Origin of the sequence: Listeria grayi DSM 20601, from assembly GCF_000148995.1 — a bacterium.
Lineage (GTDB): Bacteria > Bacillota > Bacilli > Lactobacillales > Listeriaceae > Listeria > Listeria grayi.
The window spans coordinates 655,478-672,819 of the sequence record NZ_GL538353.1 but is presented as its reverse complement, the minus strand read 5'-3'; the positions used below and the strand labels follow the sequence as shown (position 1 = coordinate 672,819).

Annotated in this window: 18 protein-coding genes; 7 read left to right on the top strand and 11 right to left on the bottom strand. The window is 43.5% G+C overall.

The window, feature by feature from the left end:
- The first annotated feature begins 59 nt into the window (after positions 1-59).
- Complete coding sequence (trhA, locus tag HMPREF0556_RS10790; RefSeq protein WP_040486775.1) at positions 60-698, top strand: PAQR family membrane homeostasis protein TrhA; 639 nt, start codon at positions 60-62, stop codon at positions 696-698.
- Positions 699-772: 74 nt separating this feature from the next.
- Here trhA and HMPREF0556_RS10785 read toward each other — a convergent pair whose 3' ends face one another.
- Entirely contained in the window at positions 773-1,645 is an 873-nt protein-coding gene (locus HMPREF0556_RS10785; RefSeq protein WP_003758510.1) for an SDR family oxidoreductase, read from the bottom strand.
- A gap of 144 nt (positions 1,646-1,789) precedes the next feature.
- Here HMPREF0556_RS10785 and HMPREF0556_RS10780 point away from each other — a divergent pair, with 144 nt between their 5' ends.
- Positions 1,790-2,371 (top strand): TetR family transcriptional regulator, encoded by a 582-nt coding sequence (locus HMPREF0556_RS10780; RefSeq protein ID WP_003758508.1) that lies wholly within the window; start codon positions 1,790-1,792, stop codon positions 2,369-2,371.
- A 234-nt stretch (positions 2,372-2,605) separates the two neighbouring features.
- Positions 2,606-3,985 (top strand): L-cystine transporter, encoded by a 1,380-nt coding sequence (locus tag HMPREF0556_RS10775; protein ID WP_003758506.1) that lies wholly within the window; start codon positions 2,606-2,608, stop codon positions 3,983-3,985.
- A 42-nt stretch (positions 3,986-4,027) separates the two neighbouring features.
- Here the strand turns inward: HMPREF0556_RS10775 and HMPREF0556_RS10770 are convergent, their stop codons facing one another.
- From HMPREF0556_RS10770 to abc-f, 5 genes are read right to left on the bottom strand one after another with little or no spacing between them, the layout of a single operon-like run.
- Positions 4,028-4,978: an aromatic acid exporter family protein gene (locus HMPREF0556_RS10770; protein WP_003758505.1), complete on the bottom strand. Its 951-nt coding sequence runs from the start codon at positions 4,976-4,978 to the stop codon at positions 4,028-4,030.
- A gap of 20 nt (positions 4,979-4,998) precedes the next feature.
- Positions 4,999-5,847: a methyltransferase domain-containing protein gene (locus HMPREF0556_RS10765; protein WP_003758503.1), complete on the bottom strand. Its 849-nt coding sequence runs from the start codon at positions 5,845-5,847 to the stop codon at positions 4,999-5,001.
- Positions 5,844-6,335, bottom strand: a complete 492-nt coding sequence (locus HMPREF0556_RS10760) for a dihydrofolate reductase (RefSeq protein ID WP_003758501.1) — start codon at positions 6,333-6,335, stop codon at positions 5,844-5,846. The genes HMPREF0556_RS10765 and HMPREF0556_RS10760 overlap by 4 nt, the downstream gene beginning before the upstream one ends.
- Before the next feature lie 16 nt (positions 6,336-6,351).
- Positions 6,352-7,296, bottom strand: coding sequence for a thymidylate synthase (locus tag HMPREF0556_RS10755; protein WP_003758499.1), 945 nt, complete (start codon positions 7,294-7,296; stop codon positions 6,352-6,354).
- Positions 7,293-9,191 carry a ribosomal protection-like ABC-F family protein gene (gene abc-f, locus HMPREF0556_RS10750; protein WP_003758497.1) on the bottom strand — a complete coding sequence of 633 codons (1,899 nt, stop codon included), beginning with the start codon at positions 9,189-9,191 and terminating at the stop codon, positions 7,293-7,295. Before abc-f ends, HMPREF0556_RS10755 begins: the two co-directional genes overlap by 4 nt.
- A gap of 192 nt (positions 9,192-9,383) precedes the next feature.
- Between abc-f and HMPREF0556_RS10745 the strand changes: the two genes are divergently transcribed.
- The gene (locus HMPREF0556_RS10745; protein ID WP_003758495.1) at positions 9,384-10,571 is read left to right on the top strand and encodes a serine hydrolase domain-containing protein; all 1,188 of its coding nucleotides are present in this window, start codon (positions 9,384-9,386) and stop codon (positions 10,569-10,571) included.
- 43 nt (positions 10,572-10,614) lie between these two features.
- On the opposite strand, the gene HMPREF0556_RS10740 is transcribed toward HMPREF0556_RS10745, so the two are convergent.
- Both HMPREF0556_RS10740 and mntR read right to left on the bottom strand, forming a co-directional pair.
- Complete coding sequence (locus HMPREF0556_RS10740; protein ID WP_003758493.1) at positions 10,615-12,297, bottom strand: formate--tetrahydrofolate ligase; 1,683 nt, start codon at positions 12,295-12,297, stop codon at positions 10,615-10,617.
- Between the two features lie 90 nt (positions 12,298-12,387).
- Positions 12,388-12,807, bottom strand: a complete 420-nt coding sequence (mntR, locus tag HMPREF0556_RS10735; RefSeq protein WP_040486773.1) for a transcriptional regulator MntR — start codon at positions 12,805-12,807, stop codon at positions 12,388-12,390.
- Positions 12,808-13,113: 306 nt separating this feature from the next.
- Between mntR and cspD the strand changes: the two genes are divergently transcribed.
- The gene (cspD, locus tag HMPREF0556_RS10730; RefSeq protein WP_003758486.1) at positions 13,114-13,317 is read left to right on the top strand and encodes a cold-shock protein CspD; all 204 of its coding nucleotides are present in this window, start codon (positions 13,114-13,116) and stop codon (positions 13,315-13,317) included.
- A 115-nt stretch (positions 13,318-13,432) separates the two neighbouring features.
- Positions 13,433-13,825: a ribonuclease HI family protein gene (locus HMPREF0556_RS10725; protein WP_050777036.1), complete on the top strand. Its 393-nt coding sequence runs from the start codon at positions 13,433-13,435 to the stop codon at positions 13,823-13,825.
- A 17-nt stretch (positions 13,826-13,842) separates the two neighbouring features.
- Here HMPREF0556_RS10725 and HMPREF0556_RS10720 read toward each other — a convergent pair whose 3' ends face one another.
- From HMPREF0556_RS10720 to HMPREF0556_RS10710, 3 genes are all read right to left on the bottom strand, one after another.
- On the bottom strand, positions 13,843-15,150 hold the full coding sequence (locus HMPREF0556_RS10720) for a DNA-directed DNA polymerase subunit UmuC (RefSeq protein ID WP_003758481.1): 1,308 nt from the start codon (positions 15,148-15,150) through the stop codon (positions 13,843-13,845).
- A gap of 130 nt (positions 15,151-15,280) precedes the next feature.
- Complete coding sequence (locus tag HMPREF0556_RS10715) at positions 15,281-15,745, bottom strand: GNAT family N-acetyltransferase (RefSeq protein WP_003758480.1); 465 nt, start codon at positions 15,743-15,745, stop codon at positions 15,281-15,283.
- A 71-nt stretch (positions 15,746-15,816) separates the two neighbouring features.
- The gene (locus HMPREF0556_RS10710; RefSeq protein WP_003758478.1) at positions 15,817-16,566 is read right to left on the bottom strand and encodes an SDR family oxidoreductase; all 750 of its coding nucleotides are present in this window, start codon (positions 16,564-16,566) and stop codon (positions 15,817-15,819) included.
- 159 nt (positions 16,567-16,725) lie between these two features.
- Between HMPREF0556_RS10710 and HMPREF0556_RS13060 the strand changes: the two genes are divergently transcribed.
- Complete coding sequence (locus HMPREF0556_RS13060; protein WP_003758476.1) at positions 16,726-17,331, top strand: TetR/AcrR family transcriptional regulator; 606 nt, start codon at positions 16,726-16,728, stop codon at positions 17,329-17,331.
- Positions 17,332-17,342 lie beyond the last annotated feature (11 nt).

The following is a 17,342-nucleotide window of genomic DNA, read 5'->3' as shown; positions in this document are numbered from 1 at the left end:
CCTTTCCAAGTTGTCTGATAAAGCGTATGATAAAGGTAATTAGAAAAGATGGTGATAAAATGGAAACAGGCACGCTGCAATATAATTGGAAAGAAGAGCTCGCAAACGCGATCACGCATGGCTTGGGCTTTTTGCTCAGCATCCCTGCACTCGTTCTCTTGATCGTTTTTGGCGCTCAAAAAGAAAATCCGATTTATTTAACAAGTTTTTTGATTTATGGGATCTCTCTCATGATTTTGTATATTTGTTCCACCTTGCTACACAGTTTTAAACCATGTAAGGCACGAACGGTTTTTAACATTCTGGACCATTCAGCGATCTACTTATTGATTGCCGGCTCTTATACACCCTTTGTCTTGATCACACTGCAAGGCCCGCTTGGTTGGACGTTGTTCGGCGTTGTCTGGGGACTTGCGATCGCCGGGATCGTTTATAAAGTCTTTATGACAGGCAAATTCAAAACGCTCTCTACCATTATTTATTTGTTGATGGGTTGGCTGGTGATTTTCGCTGCTAAATCCCTATACACGAATTTAAGTCCGGCTGGTTTTTATTTGCTACTGACTGGCGGTATCATGTTTACTGTGGGAGCCATTTTTTATAGCATTCCACATGTTCCCTATATGCATGCGATCTGGCATTTGTTTGTCATCGCGGGTACAGCATTTATGTATTTCTGTGTGCTATTCTTTGTTTAAGATGACTTGCTGAGTGAGTCGTTTCTTGTAACAAAAAGCTCCGCCGAAGAAATTTTTCGGCGGAGCTTTTTTGTTTATTTTCGTTGCTCTAGATCTTCTAATAATCCAAGATGGGTCGGTTCCCATCCTAAAGCAGCTTTCGTTAGTTCGTTGTCGCCCCAAACATTTCTTAAAGTGAACTTGGCCAACCATGTAAACTTGCCAGGAGCTTCTTCATCAGCAATTGCTTCGACAGGCAATCCTAGGCTTTCACCGATTTTCTCAGCAATGCTTTTTAACGGAATATCTGATTCCGCAACGCCGTGGTAAGCAGCCCCTTTTTCGCCTTTTTCAATCGCAAGCCGGTACAGCGTTGCGATATCTGCCAAGTGGACAGCGGACCAGTGATACGCTCCCTCGGCATAATAAGATCTGCCATTTTGCTTTGCAAGGTCGAAAAGTCCATCGATAAAACCGGAGTGTCCGTCTTCATGGACACTTGGTGCCGGCCGAACGATCATTACACGCACACCTTTATCTTGGTAGGTTAAGGCAGTTGTTTCACTAGGACCTCTTAAACTGCTTTTATCGATCGCATCCGTCTCTTTTTTGAGCTCACCAGCCGGAAATTGACCGATAGCAGAAGTCACGATAAAGGCTTTTTCAGTTCCAACTAAGGCATCGCCGATCGTTTGGATCACTTCTCTATCGATCCGGCTCGAGTTTTCCATGTTCGCCCAGTCGTGGATAAATCCTAAATGAATAACGCCATCTGCCTCCTTGGCTGCCTCAGCAATGATCTCCGTCGATTCCAGATCCCCTATCACTACCTCTCCGCCAATAGCTAAGATTTTTTCCTTTGCTGCTTCCGAGCGTGCTAACGAAACCACCTCATACTCCTTTTCCAAGAGTTCTTTTAGAACAGCACTTCCGATAAAACCACTTGCTCCTGTTAAAAATATTTTCATTTAAATCCGTCCTTCCGATTGATATATTTGCCTCGTACCTGTAAAATTACTAGCAAATAAGATAATTTGACACGAATGTCAGTCACTGACAAAGCCATTATAACTCTGTCAGTCACTGACGTCAATAACTAGGAGCCACTTAATATGGATAAAGAAAAAAAACAACCGCAATTAAATACCCGCGACAGACTGGAACAAGCCGCTTTAGAATTATTTGAGCAAAAAGGTTATTCCCTGACGACAGCGGAAGAAATCGCCAAAAGAGCAAACGTCACAGAAAGAACATTTTTCCGGTATTTTTCAGAAAAGAAAGAAGTTCTCTTCAGCGAATCGGCCACTTTTCTTCATTCGATCTTAGCAGAATTAGATCAACAGCCTAAAACAGTTTCGGATTTCGAGAAAGTATATCAAGCTTTTTATCGGGCGACCAAAGTCTTTTTCAAAGATCTACATGCCCACTCTAAATACAGAGCCAAGGTGATCTCCTCAACACAAGAATTAAGAGAACGAGAACAAACTAAATTTCATTTTATCGAAGCAAAAATCACGGAAAAACTGATCGAAGAAGGCAGTGATCCTTTTCAAGCTTCGATCGTTGCTAATTTAGGGATCAAAATTTTTGAATTTGCTTTTAACGACTGGGTCAATACCGAAGCAGAACTTCCTTTTGATGAGAAAATGGAGGAGACCAAAGCAAAGTTTATGAAGACGATCCAGCTCCTTTGATCTATTCCATTGTCTGAGTATCTTAAACGCTAGAATCTGCCTTCCACTCCTCCTTAGAATCTCAGCATTTTCATCAACCAAATATGGCTGATTTTCGATAGTCTGACGGCTCGCTAAGCGTGTCGTCTTTTTTAGGATTAAATCCATTGACAAAAAAGCCAATTCCATGTAAGGTAATACTTACAATTCTTATCGGAATTATATATTTTATTTTATTAAAGGGGGAAAAATGAATTGAATACGTTTTTGTTAGTGGTTAACTTAGTGATCGCTGCGCTGATTATTGCCGGTTTTATTTTTCTGGAGAAGAAACATGTTTCTTTTTCTAAACGGGTACTGCTTGCGTTAGCGATCGGGATCATCGCTGGTTTTATTATCCAGTTTACGTATGGTTCAGCAAGTCAGGTAACAACAGATACTACGAGCTGGTTAGGGATTATCGGCAGCGGGTATGTCAAATTTTTACAAATGATCTCGATCCCGCTGATCTTCATCTCGATCATTACGGCATTCACCAGATTGCAGCTTAAAACCAACGTTGCTAAAATCGGTCTATGGATCATTGGAACTTTGGTAGTAACTGCGGCGGTAGCTGCTTTGATCGGGATCGGTTATGCCCTTTTATTCCAACTCGATGCTAATCATATCTCACAAGGCACAATCGAGATTTCTAGAGCAAAAGAACTGCAAGATAAGTTCGCAAGTATCAGCAATCTCTCCTTCCCGCAAAAGATCTTGGAACTACTTCCATCCAATCCATTCTTGGATTTCACTGGAGCTAGAGCAACTTCCACGATCGCAGTCGTTATTTTCGCTGCCTTTATCGGTATTGCTTTCTTAGGTGTCAAACGCAAACAGCCAAAAGAGGCAGCAAGCTTCTCTGCAGGTGTTGATGCCGTTTACGCGATCATCTTGCGTATCGTCCGCTTGATCCTTCGTTTGACGCCATATGGTGTCTTTGCGATCATGACCAGCACGGTAGCAACTAGTGACTTGAACGCGATCTTGAAACTCGGAAACTTCGTGATTGCTTCTTATGTAGCGCTGATCTCGATGTTCATCGTTCACTTGCTGATCGTAAGTTTGTCCGGTGTCAACCCGATCACTTATGTGCGGACTGCGCTTCCGACACTTACATTTGCCTTCACATCACGTACAAGTGCTGGTGCCCTACCACTTAATATCGATGCTCAGCAAAAACTAGGAGTTCCTTCTGGGATCGCTAACTTTGCCGCCTCCTTTGGTTTATCCATCGGTCAAAATGGTTGTGCTGCGATCTATCCGGCGATGCTGGCGATCATGATCGCCCCAACAGCGGGTATCAATCCTGCTTCTTGGAGTTTTATCTTTACGGTTATCGCCGTTGTAGCAGTCAGCTCCTTTGGCGTAGCTGGTGTCGGCGGTGGTGCAACATTCGCTGCGATCATCGTCCTTTCGACATTGAACTTACCGGTCGGACTTGCCGGAGTATTGATTTCGATCGAACCGCTGATCGACATGGGACGTACTGCACTTAATGTCAGCGACAGCATGGTAGCAGGTATTGTCACTAGTCGAGCTACCGGTTCACTCGATAAGGAAAGCTCCGATCAAAATCTTGCTAGCGAAGCATAAAAAAAAATCCCCTCTGGCTCTAACTAAGCCGAGGGGATTTTTTTATACGCGCTGGATAAAATTGCGCTTGATCTCTAAAAAGTATCGCAGATCATTCATATATTGAAACAGTTTTGCCCGATGCTCAAACTCATTTCGTGTCTGTGGCAATTCGCTCTCCCGAAATTGATGAACGAGCTCCGTGACTGCCGCCACTAGTTCATCGGCGGGATTTTCTTCGGATAACGAATCCGCTGTTTTCTGCGTGATCTTCGCTAATTCCTTACTGTAAAATGTATCTTCTGAAAGTGTTACTAAATGCTCTTTCATCTGCAGCAGGATCTGGTATTGAACCAGCCGCATATCCATGTATTGTAGATAATACTGTTCCTGCTTGAAAAACTGGTTCTCACTATGATTTGTAGCCGCCTGTTTGGCCTCGAGCAACGCCAGATGCAGTCCCGGCAGCTCCTGATCCCTATCCTCGAACGACACTTGATTTGCAAGTTGATCCGCCATGCCACTCAAAATCGAACGCATCAGTTGCTCGATATGTTTCTGACTCGCTTTGATCCGATTTTCCATTTTCGGCATGTATAGATTCAGCAAAATCGCGATTCCCGCACCGACTGCCATCAGCAGCAATTCATTGGCAAACAATCCGACTGTTATCACACGCTCTACTAAAAGATGCGTCATCAAGACAGAACTGACCACAATACCGTCCGTCAGTTTAAATCGAACTGCTAGCGGAATAAATATCAGCAATGCAAAGCCGAACGCAAGCGCATTAAAGCCGATCACGTAAAAACAAAGCGCTGCAACCGCTAGGGCAAGGATTGCTGAGAATAATCGCTGATACGCTAGCTGCAAAGAGCTTTTTTTAGTGTTTTGGATACTTAAAATCGTGATCACACCTGCAGAAACGGCATAATCCAGCGAGAGCCAGTTGGCGATCCATATCGCAATACAGGCACCCACTGCTGTTTTTATCGTTCGCATGCCAATTCGCATCGCCACGCCTCCTCCCGCTGTTATTTTGCTTTGCCGACTAAAATACGGTAATCCACTGTATAAGTAGTCTGCGTCAGTAAAGCTTCCTTATCTTCCGCCTTTAAATGCCAGCCAAGCGGCGTCATCGTCAGCAGATCAGGTACTCGTTCTGGCGGAAGTTCAGCCGTGTAAGTCAGCCGTTCACTGCCGATCCATTCAAATGAAGCACGGAAGCGGTCCAGCACTTCTTGGTTAGAATAGCTTTCCTGCAAACGCGGGTCAAATTGGCGCAATTCCTGCAGATAATCAGTTTCCGGAACGACTTTTAACAAATAGCCGCCGGGCTTTAAGATCCGGGCAAATTCTTCATAATTGGAAGGCGATAAAATATTCAAAATCACATCTACACTGCGGGAAGCAAACGGACTATTTGCCAGATCTGCTACCGCCCACAAGATATCCGAAAAGTCACGAGCAGCTTGTTTGATTCCTTCTTTCGCAATATCCACACCGATATAAGTATACTCCTCACCCGTTAGCTGCTTGATCGCGGCCAGCTGACTGCCTTCCCCGCTTCCAGCATCAAGCACGACACCGTGCGGAAGGGTTTCAAGCAATTCTGTCAAACGCTGCGTCAGCCCCTGAAAAAAACCCGCTTCCGCAATGTGGTGACGTGCTTCAAACAGTACTTTATCATATTTCGTTTTATTTCCATGCGCCAGCAGATATAGATAGCCCGGTTTGGAAACATCGAATTGATGCCCCCGCTCACATACGAACGAGCCGGCGTCATTCGTATGAAAGCTTGTTTTACAGAGTGGACACTGATATAGCGACAAATGTGCTGCTAGTAATTGTTTTGCGGCTGCCAGTTTTGATAATCGATTCATTGGATCTCCTGCTCACGTTCATAAACAAGAAATGCATGCGGATACTTATTTTTTTCATCGATGTGACCAGGGGTCTCTTGGACTAATCGAAAGGCCGACCAGTCCAAGACAGGAAATGCCGTATCTGCGTCAAAGGTGGCTGCGATTTTTGTGACATAGAGGCGATCTGCATCATCCGCAAATAAAGCATAGATCTGTGCGCCGCCGATAATAAAAATAGCTTCTTTTTCCGCACGCTTTAAAATGTCTGCCTTTGTATGGACGACAGAAGCATCTGCCAATGTCAGCTCTGGATCTCTCGTCAATACGATATTTTCCCGGTTTGGCAGTGCTTTTCCAAGCGAGTCATATGTTTTTCTACCCATCACGATCGTCTTGCCGGTCGTTTGTTTTTTAAAGTAAGCCAGATCAGCTGGCAGTCGCCAAGGCATTTGGTTGTCTTTGCCGATGTTGCCATTCGCATCTTGGGCCCAAATCAAATTGATCATTTTCTGTGACCTCCTTTTATACTGAGATCGGCGCTTTGATCGCCGGGTGTGGTTCGTAGCCTTCTAACGAAATATCCGCTACCTCAAAATCAAAAATACTCGCCGGTTCTTCGGCTAATCGCAGCGTCGGCAATGCTTTCGGCTCGCGGCTCAGTTGTTCCTTCACTTGTTCGATATGGTTATTATATAAATGCGCATCACCCATCGTATGGATAAATTCACCGACTTCCAGCCCCGTTTCGCGCGCGATCAGATGAGTCAGCAGTGCGTAGCTCGCAATATTAAAAGGCACACCTAGGAAAATATCTGCACTACGCTGATATAATTGACACGATAGTTTTCCATCTGCTACATAGAACTGAAACATAGTATGGCAAGGAGGAAGCGCCATAGTCGGCACATCTTCCGGATTCCATGCAGAAACGATCAGACGTCTGGAATCAGGTGTCTTTTTGATAGCTTCGATCACTTCTTTCAATTGATCAATCGTTTCTCCGCTCGACGTTTTCCATTCCCGCCATTGTTTTCCATAAATGTTTCCCAGCTCCCCGTAAGTAGCTGCAAAGGCTTCGTCGGTTAAAATCGCTTGCTTGAATGCTTCCATTTCTTGTTTATATACTTCCCGGAAAGCTGCATCTTTTTCAGCCCGCAAGCCGAAATCCGTCATGTCAGGTCCTTTGTATGCTTCGCTTTTGACATATCTTTCAAAGGCCCATTCATTCCAGATATTGTTGTTGTGCTGCAGAAGGTAGCGTATATTCGTATCCCCGTGCAGGAACCACAATAACTCGCTGACCACTAGTCTGAAAGCTACTCGTTTTGTGGTTAAGATCGGAAACCCTTTTGCAAGGTCAAAGCGCATTTGATACCCAAATGTACTGATCGTTCCAGTTCCAGTTCGATCTCCTTTTTGCGTGCCGTGTTCCAGTACAAATTTTTCTAGTTCTAGATACTGTTTCATCGTCTTCCTCCTTCGTTTACATACATCGACAAATATTCCCAGCGCTCCATTTTCGTTTCTAGCTCGCTTTCCATCGATTCGATCCCGGCACTGATTTCAGATGCTCTGGTATAATCTGCACCTGTTGCCTCCAGTTCTTGGTTAGCCTTGATAATCGCTTGTTCTAACTGTTCGATATCTGCTTCGATCGTGTCCCACTCGCGTTGCTCTTGGTAAGACAATCGTGTCTTTTGTTTTGGCTCAGGTTTAGCCTCTTCCATTATTGTTTTCTTTGGTTTCGCTGCCTTTTTTTCGGTCGCTTCTTCTGTATCCAAATAATCCGTATAGGCGCCATAAAATGTCGTTATCTCGCCTCTGCCTTTGAAAATCAGCAGGCGCGCTGCTACTTTGTCTAGAAAATAGCGATCGTGGCTGACCGTGATGACCGTTCCCGCATAGCTTTCCAAATAATCTTCGAGCACAGTCAGTGTTTGTGTATCCAAGTCATTGGTCGGTTCATCCAGAAGCAAGACATTTGGTCGTTCCATCAAAATTTTCAGCAGGAAGAGCCGTCGTTTTTCCCCACCTGATAAACTGCTGATCTTGTTGCCATGCATTTGCGGCGGAAAAAGGAATTTTTCCAGCATCGCACTGACACTTAAAACTTCGCCGCCTGCCGTTTCTACTTGATTGCCGATTTCCTGCAGATAGGTAATGATCCGTTTATCAGGATCTAGGTCTTCATTCTGCTGCGTGTAGTAGCCGATGTTGACCGTCTGACCAATTGCGAGTTCCCCGCTATCGGGAGTCAATCTGCCTGCCAATAAATTGAGCAGCGTCGATTTTCCAGTACCATTACTGCCGGTTATCCCGATACGTTCGCCAGGTTGGATGATCAGATTGACATCTGTAAGGATCGGTTGCTCAGCGAAAGCTTTGGAAAGGTGTTTGATCTCAAAGACATCTTTCCCAAGACGCGCTGTTTGAAAATCCAATTCCAGCTCAGAGGAATCGGTTTTTGTTTTTACTTTTGTTTCCAAATCTTGAAATCTCGATTTACGCGCTTCTTGCTTTGTCCCTCTGCCTTGCGGTCCGCGCCTCATCCACGCCAATTCCCGCCGATAGAGATTTTTATTTTTGTCGACTTCTTTCGCTTCATTTTCCACACGGACAGCTTTTGCTTCGATAAACTTCTCATAATTACCGATGTAGCGGTAAAGATTGCCTTGATCCAGCTCGACAATATGATTGGTTACCTGATCTAAGAAATAACGGTCATGCGTCACGAGCAGCACGGCACCCTTAAAGCGTTTTAAATAATCGGTCAGCCATTTGATTGAGGCATAGTCTAAATGGTTGGTAGGCTCGTCTAAAATGAGCAGATCAGGTGTTTCGATCAGCACTTGACTGAGTCCGACCCGTTTGCGCTGTCCACCTGATAGCGATTTGATCTTCATCCCTAGATTATTGATCCCTAGTTTCTCCACGATCATCTTCGCTTCTGTTTCCACATCCCACGCCGAACTGGCTTCCATTTTTCTGCTCGCCTGTTCATAAGCAGCTAGCGCATCGCTGTCTTCTGGATGCTTCTCCATCAAGGGCAAAGCTTTTTCATACATACGGATCGCTTTCAAGCTCTCGGTCTCGCCTTGGAAGATCGCATCTAAGATCGTGGCTTCTTCCGGGAGTGCAGGATCTTGCGACAAATAACCGATCCGGTAATCTTTCGGTTTGGTCACTTCGCCTTTATCCGGGGCATCTTTCCCACTGATGATTTGCAGCAGTGAAGACTTACCTGTACCATTGACACCAATAAATCCGATTCGTTCGCCTTCCGTAATGGTTAGGGAAATATCTTGAAAAAGTGTTTTTTCACCATAGGTTTTGGTAATATCTTCTATTTTTAATTGTTTCATTCCTTATCAACTACTTTCCTTCAGTCTTATTTATTTTAAAAGAAAAACCGGAAAAAGGAAAGGAGATAAGTAAGGAGAATTTAATTTTCCCTTATAAAAATCTTTCTGTTTCCTTTTATTTCTCCCCTTGAAATCTGCTGACTTTTGTCCTATTGTGGAGATATAAACTTATTAACTGCTAGGAGTATGTCCATGTATCCACCAAAGAAAACACGCTCAGAGATGAATCGCCGCCGCAAAAGGCGCCGTCAGCTACTCATTCTTCTTTTTTTATTGCTTATTGCTGTCATTGCTGTGAAAATGGCTTGGCCGTCGCAAACTGCCACGGATAAGCCTGCGTCGTCAAAAAAAGAACCTATCCAATCCGAAAACCTTTCAAAAAAGAAAGCTAAAGCCCCTCAACAAAAAGCTAAACAAACGAAAACCATCAGTAAGCTGCCGGTATTGGACAGCTATTTGTCTTCCCTTCATTTCAGCGGTACCGCCATCGTGGTTCGAAACGGGAAAATAATCCTCCATAAAAGTTATGGCTATGCTGATCGGGAGCAAAAAAAAGCAAATACCAATCAAACAGTTTACTACATTGGTTCCGCTCAAAAAGCATTTATTGCCACCAGTATCATGCAGCTACAGGAAAAGCATCAATTGACTATTGACGATCCGATCGCTACTTACTTCCCCGATTTTCCAAACGGGAAAAATATCAAGATCCGCAATCTTCTGACACACACATCAGGAATCGTCGGTCATACGGAAGGGCAAAATGCGATCACACCAAAAGCACTGGTGAAGGATATTGAAAAACAAGGCATCCTCATCCAACCCGGTACTTGGCATTATCTGGATTCCAATTATACCGTCTTAGCCTATTTAGTAGAAAAATTAAGTAAACAATCACTGGAAAGCTATTTAAAAGCACATGTCTTCAAGCCTGCCGGTATTAGAGATGCTGGTTTTTACAAAGACTTTGCCAAAAACAAACATGCTTCTACTGGCTATTATTTAAAGCAGGATGGCACATACATGACCCCAAGCCTTCCTGATCTCTCGCAATTGTTCGGAGTAGGGAACATGTATATGCGGCCCTACGATATGTATTTATTTGACAAGGCTTTAAGCACCAAGAAATTGATCAATGCCGATAGCTACAAGGAAATGTTCACCAAAGGCAGCTCTTCCGGTTATGGCTTTGGGTTTTATGTCGATCCTGGCAGCTATAATAATCATGGTGTGCTAAATGGATGGAATGTTTCCAATAGTTTTAGTCATACTGGCAAAACGTTTGTTGTTTTATTTTCCAATATCCAAAACAACATCGCTTCCTTTGGGCAGGTAAACAATCATGTTTACGAACTGCTGAACGCAAGTAAATTTCAATAATAAAAAAGAGCAGCGAAATGATTTTCCGCTGCTCTTTCGTTATTTAAAACAAACCGATCGCATGTCCGTTTTCATCTACATCCATTTGCAGTGCCGCCGGTTTTTTCGGAAGTCCCGGCATTGTCATCACATCGCCTGTCAGTGCTACGACAAAACCTGCTCCTAATTTTGGAATGAATTCTCGAATGTGGATAACAAAATCTTCCGGACGTCCTAGCTTCGCGGCATCATCAGATAAAGAATACTGCGTTTTTGCCATGCAGATCGGATAACGGTCCCAACCGTATTTCTTGAATGTTTCAATTTGTTTTTGCGCCTTTGTCGAAAGCTCGACCCCAATAGCGCCGTAAACTTTCGTCACGATCTTATCTAATTTCACTTCCATTGTTTCTGCATCGTCATAAAGTCGTTTGTAGTCTGCTTCATCTTTGTCGATCACCCGAATGACCTGTTCTGCAAGATCTACTCCGCCGCTGCCACCTTTTTCCCAAACTTCTGTAAGGGAGACCGGGAAACCCGCTTCGGCACATAATTCCTGCAGCGCCTCTACTTCTGCGTCTGTATCAGTAATAAATTTATTGATGGCGATGACAAACGGCAGCTGGTAATGGTGGATCGATTCTGCATGTTTTTCCAAATTGGCAAATCCAGCATTCAAAGCTGCGACATTTTCTTCTGCTAAATCGGATTTCGCCACACCACCGTGCATTTTCAATGCCCGGATCGTTGCCACGATCACCACGCAGTCTGGTGCTTTTCCTAGTACTGGCACTTTGATATCCAAGAATTTTTCCGCACCAAGGTCCGCACCGAATCCTGCTTCCGTTACCACATAATCCCCTAGTTTCAAGGCAGCTTTTGTGGCTTGGATACTATTACAGCCGTGTGCGATATTAGCAAATGGGCCCCCATGGACGATAGCGGGCGTGTGTTCTAGTGTTTGGACTAGATTAGGCTTCAATGCATCCTTCAAAAGCAACGTCAACGCACCTTCAAAACCAAGTTCACCCACTGTGACAGGTTCGCGTCCAAACGTGTAACCGACGACGATCTCGCTCAGCCGTTTTTTCAAATCGGCAAGGTCACTGGCTAAACAAATAATCGCCATGATTTCCGAAGCAACCGTGATATCGAAGCCATCTTCACGTGGCACCCCTTGAATCGGCCCGCCAAGTCCTACCACAACATGCCGCAATGCACGGTCGTTCAAATCCACAACTCGTTTCCACGCGATTCTACGGCCATCTAGCTGCATCTCATTGCCCTGCTGCATATGATTATCGATAAAAGCTGACAAAGCATTGTTCGCTGCCGTAATGGCATGAAAATCCCCAGTAAAATGCAGGTTGATGTCTTCCATCGGGATCACTTGTGCATAACCGCCACCAGTCGCGCCGCCTTTGATCCCCATCGTTGGTCCTAAAGAAGGTTCGCGGAGCGCAATGACTGTCTGTTTCTCTTTTTGAGAAAGTGCATCGCCTAAGCCGACTGTCACCGTAGATTTCCCTTCCCCTGCTGGTGTAGGATTGATCGCCGTTACCAAGATCAGTTTCCCATCTTCTTTTTGTTCTAATGATTGGAGTGTCTGATAAGTCAATTTTGCTTTATTTTTTCCGTACAGTTCTAAATTTTCTTCTTCTAACCCAATTTTCGCTGCAACTTCGGTAATTGGCAAAATCTCCGCTGCTGTCGCAATCTCGATATCTGATTTCACGTGGCTCGCCATGTCGCTTCCCCTCCAATTATGTATTTATTTCTCCTTTTGGACACAAATGAAAAGAGGATATGCTATCTCACCCGCCTATCCGTCTCTCCTTTATTCTCCTTGTTTCGCTTGCAGTTCCTTTAGTTTTTGCTGCGCAGCTTCATTTTCCTCAAAATATTGCACCACATCACCAATACGGTCAATAGAATTCCAACTCAAGTGATGCTCGATTCCTTCAACATCATGATAAATATGTTCTTCTTCTACACCAATGATCGTTAGAAATCGTTCCAGCAGTGTATGCCGCTCTAATAAACGTTTCCCAACTTTTTTTCCCTTTGGCGTCAGTACTAGCCCCCGGTATTTTTCATATACCAGATACTCATCTTTATCTAGCTTCTGCACCATTTTTGTAACAGAACTCGGATGTACGAAAAGTTCGTCGGCAATGTCGGAAACACGTGCATAACCCTTCTTTTCTATAAGCGAGTAAATTTTTTCGATATAATCTTCCATGCTCGGTGTTGGCATATTACTCCCTCCAACTTTCAGAATTAACACTTCCATTGTACTATAGAAAAGCAAAGGAAGGAAGCAATATATGTCCTCACACGTTCTCATGTCACACTTGTTGTTCCAAAATCGGCAAAAGTTAAAAAATATTCTTGACGATATCCGAACAATTGTTTATAGTAAAGTTATCATAAAGCAAGTCTTTATGAATTTAGGCTGACTTGTATCCATGAGTATTTGACTGCCTTGAAATGTAAGCGCTATATATTGTAAGTCAGTATTCATCTTTACGATGTGTCACCGATAAAATGGGAGGATTCAAACATGCAAAATGGGAAAGTAAAATGGTTCAACAACGAAAAAGGCTATGGCTTCATCGAAACCGAAAATGGTGAGGATATCTTTGCTCACTTCACTGCAATTCAAGGTGACGGCTACAAAACACTAGAAGAAGGACAATCTGTAAGTTTTGAAGTTGTCGAAGGTAATCGCGGACCACAAGCAGCTAACATTGAAAAATTATCTTAAAATTTGCTAGTCACGTGCTAGTCCTTATAAATGTCTTGAAAGATCCCCTCTTTCAAGACATTTTTTATGAGGTTGTTTATAATAAAAGGACGATGATATAAGGAGGTTTTTGATGATGGAAATTTTTGTCGATGCTGCTTCAGCTGGCAATCCCGGATTGAGCGGTGCTGGCATCGTACTTAGCCAGGGCGAACTGCACGAACAATTAGCGATCCCGCTAGGAACGATGACAAACCACGAAGCTGAATTCATTGCGATCAAACTTGGTCTCCGCCGTGCTGTCAAGTTGGGAGAAACCGCTTTTGTCCGGGTTTACTCAGACTCTAAAGTAGCCATTGAAGCGATTGAAAAGCGCTTTGTCAAAAACCCGCTTTTCAAACCGCATTTGGAAGAGATCTTACAGCTTATCTCTCATTTCTCTTTATTTTTTATTGAATGGCGTTCTGTGACCAAAAACCGGAAAGCGGATGAATTAGCACGGCGCGCAATTCAATCTCAGCGCAAATGAACATGTCAGAATGCGTGTTATTTTTTATGTCCGCCAACCTTGCCGTTACGTATAATCCCATTCCCTGAGGCTGTATAACTAACGGCGCGCATGATCGCCTGCTTGCCGTACCGACCTCTGATCTGGTCGATCGTAAAATCCAACCGCCGCTTTTCTTCCAGTATCTCAGGGCTAGCAAATAAATTGAGCTGATGATAGCTTTCGGGTGTCACTCCGCCGATCGATATTCCAATCGACCTCACAGCATCCCCTTCGTAGTATTTACGAAAAAGCCGTAGAAAGGCTTCTTGAAATTGCCATGTTAAATTCGTAGCTGTATGCAGCTTCATTTGCCTAGAAAACCCTTTGATGGTCGAATGCGCGCTATTTCCGATCGAAAGCCGAATAAAATCTCCGACCGCAGAGTGGTTGCGCAGACGCTCTGCTACATTATCCACCATTTCCGCGATCACTACCTCTACCTCCGCTTGCAGATGATAGTCACGCATCAAAATCTGATTTCCTCCATAGCTTTTTTCCAATGTCTGGATCGCTTGGTCAAGCCGCGTGTAGTCTAAACCATTTGCATGATAAAAAAGCTGCTCGCCGATAATGCCAAATTCTTTCTTTAAGGCGGTCAGCGATGCGTGTGCTAAACTTTTGATCGTATAGATACCCAGCTTTTCCAACCTTAAAGCCGTTCTTCTCCCGATCCCCCAAAAATCCGTCAAACGCTTGATCTGCCAGATTTTTTCAGGGATATTCTCGTAATTCCAATAAGCGATCCCGCTTTCTCGATGTTTTGCTTCGTTATCCATTGCCAGTTTTGCAAGCAGTGGATTATCTCCGATCCCGATCGTGCAGTAAAGGCGAAACTGTTTATACATTTCTTGCTGCAGCGCTTGCACTAAATTAGCCAACCCGCCATAGAGCCGAACACTGCCAGTGACATCTAGGAAAGCTTCATCAATACTGTATACATGAACAAACTTCTTCTCCGTGTAGTGGTAAAAAAGCTGCTGGATCTTCATATTCATGTCAATATACATCTGCATATGTGGCTCAACAATTTTGACAGACGGATCGTTCGGGACTTCAAAAAGCCGATTCGTGGTATTGATGCCATAGTTTTTTTTCATCGCAGGGGTAGCTGCTAAAATAACGCCTCCTTTTTGTTGCAGATCGCTCACGACCACTAGATTGGTCTTAAATGGATCCAATCCGCGGATCGCACATTCGACACTCGCAAAATAACTTTTGATATCTACTGCCAAGATGACTCTTCTAGGTGCATGTTGATAATCGAATACTGGGTTCATTGCACCTACCAACTTTCGTAATTCCATTTCTCTTTCATTATAAGAACACACGTTCGTTTTTGCAATGGGTAATTGGTCCCTTTCCCGAAAAAAAACACAGCAATGTGACATTACTGTGCTTACTTGAAAATAATAAAATTATGTTGGCGCTCCATTTTCAGAGGTCTTTTTGCATAAAACAGCTATTCGGATCTTCTTGATAAGATCCAAAAGGCAATGTCTCTATAAAACCTAATTTTTTGTATAAATGCTGCGCAGGGATAAAATATGGTTCCGTTCCGGTTTCCAAACTGATGCGTTGATAATGACGTTCTTGCGCCTTTTGTATGGCAAATTCGACAAGCCGTTTTGCTACGCCTCGTTTTAAAAACTGCGGATGTGTTTTCAGCGATTTGAGTTCGCCGTGATCTGCTGCTAATTCTTTTAGTGCCACGCATCCCAAAATATCATTGCCATCCGTCAGCGTCCAAAAAGAAATATGCTCCGCTTGCAGTTCTTCGATTGCCAAAGCATGGACGCTTTCCTTTGGTGAGGTCGCATACATATCTTGTAAATGAAGTTCCAGTAGCTCGATTAATTTCGGATTGTTGAAATCTGCCTGTATAATGTCCAAAGCAGCCACCCTCTCTAACCATTAGCCTTTTTCTTTAGTATAGGGGATATTAGCTTTCTATAAAAGTAATATACCTGCTTTTATTCGATCTCTGCTTTCATTTTCTGATACATTCCAGCAACAGTTTCATTGATTTCTTTACGCGACATTTCCAGTACTTTTGCCGAATGTGCAAAGCCGATTTCTTCTTTGCCAGCTTGCATATCGCGGAAAACACTGTCGGCAAATTCGTCGGCATCTTCTCCGTTATTATGAAGTCCTGTACCACCTAAATCAGTATTGACTGCTGGTGGCAAAATTTCAATGACTTTGATAGCTGTTTCAGAAAGCTGATGACGCAAAGCCATCGTGAAAGCATGGACCGCTGCTTTCGAGGCGGAATAAATCGGGCTGATGACCATTGGAATGATCGCCAGACCAGAAGAAACATTTACGATCGTTGCTTGTTCTTTTTCTGCAAATAATTGGCTAAATAAAATCGCTAAGTGGATTGTAGCTTCTTCGTTTGCTTTTATTTCCTGCAAGTAATAATCCCAATTATTTCGCACATCTGCTTTTAAAAGATTAAATCTTTGCTGGATGCCTGCGTTGTTCACGAGAATATTCGTTTCCGGGTGATCCGCGCTGATCCAATCTACTAAGGCAATACGCTCAGCTTCATTCGTTAAATCACATTTTCTTGTGATTACTTCTGGATGCGCCGCTTGAACATCTGCCAATTTCTGCTCATTTCGTCCGCAAATAATGACGCGATCCCCTTGTTTTAAATAACGTTCTGCCAATTTCCAGCCAATGCCGGAACCTCCACCTGTAATAAGTACGGTATTCATATTCTTTCCCCTCTCTTATCTAGCATTCTCCTCCAGCTAAATACTCATTAACGATGAATATATTCACTGAACGCATTCATTATAGACCTTTTCTTTTCTAATTGCAAGGGGTATAATAATGGTACCTTAAATTAAAGCGTATAGGAGTGTCGATAGAACATGCTTACCAATCGCCAATTGCAAAAAAAGAAGACTGCTGAGATGCTTTATCAAGCGGCAGTCGAACTTATTCAAGAAAATGGTTATGAAAATACGACCGTCAGCAGCATTACAAAACGAGCTGGCGTTTCGACGGGAACTTTTTATGTTCATTTTAAATCGAAAGAAGATATCGTTCGAGAGATATTCTTTTCGGACTATGAAAAGCTTATTACCACTAAATTCCCAGCTTTTCTAAAGGAGCATCCAGAAGCATCCGTTGCAGAAAAAATAACGTATTTTTTATGGCTGAAGATTCCCTTTGTTATGGAAAAAGGAATCGATGTGACGACACTCACCTATATGACTTTCTTTTCAGAAGCTATGGACAAAACAAAGCCACTCAAAGAATGGACAATGCTGGCCACGCTTCAGGAATTATTGCTGGAAGCCGAAGAAAAGCATCTGCTAAAAGCAGATTATACGGCAGAAGCAGCCTTTGAGATCCTTTACTCTGCTATCCGCGGAAATGTGATCACTTGGATCTTGACTCGCGGTCAATTTGATCTTGAGGCACGGACCAAGACGGCTCTTCATTTAATGCTGCAAGAACTTTTCACAACATGATCACTAACAAA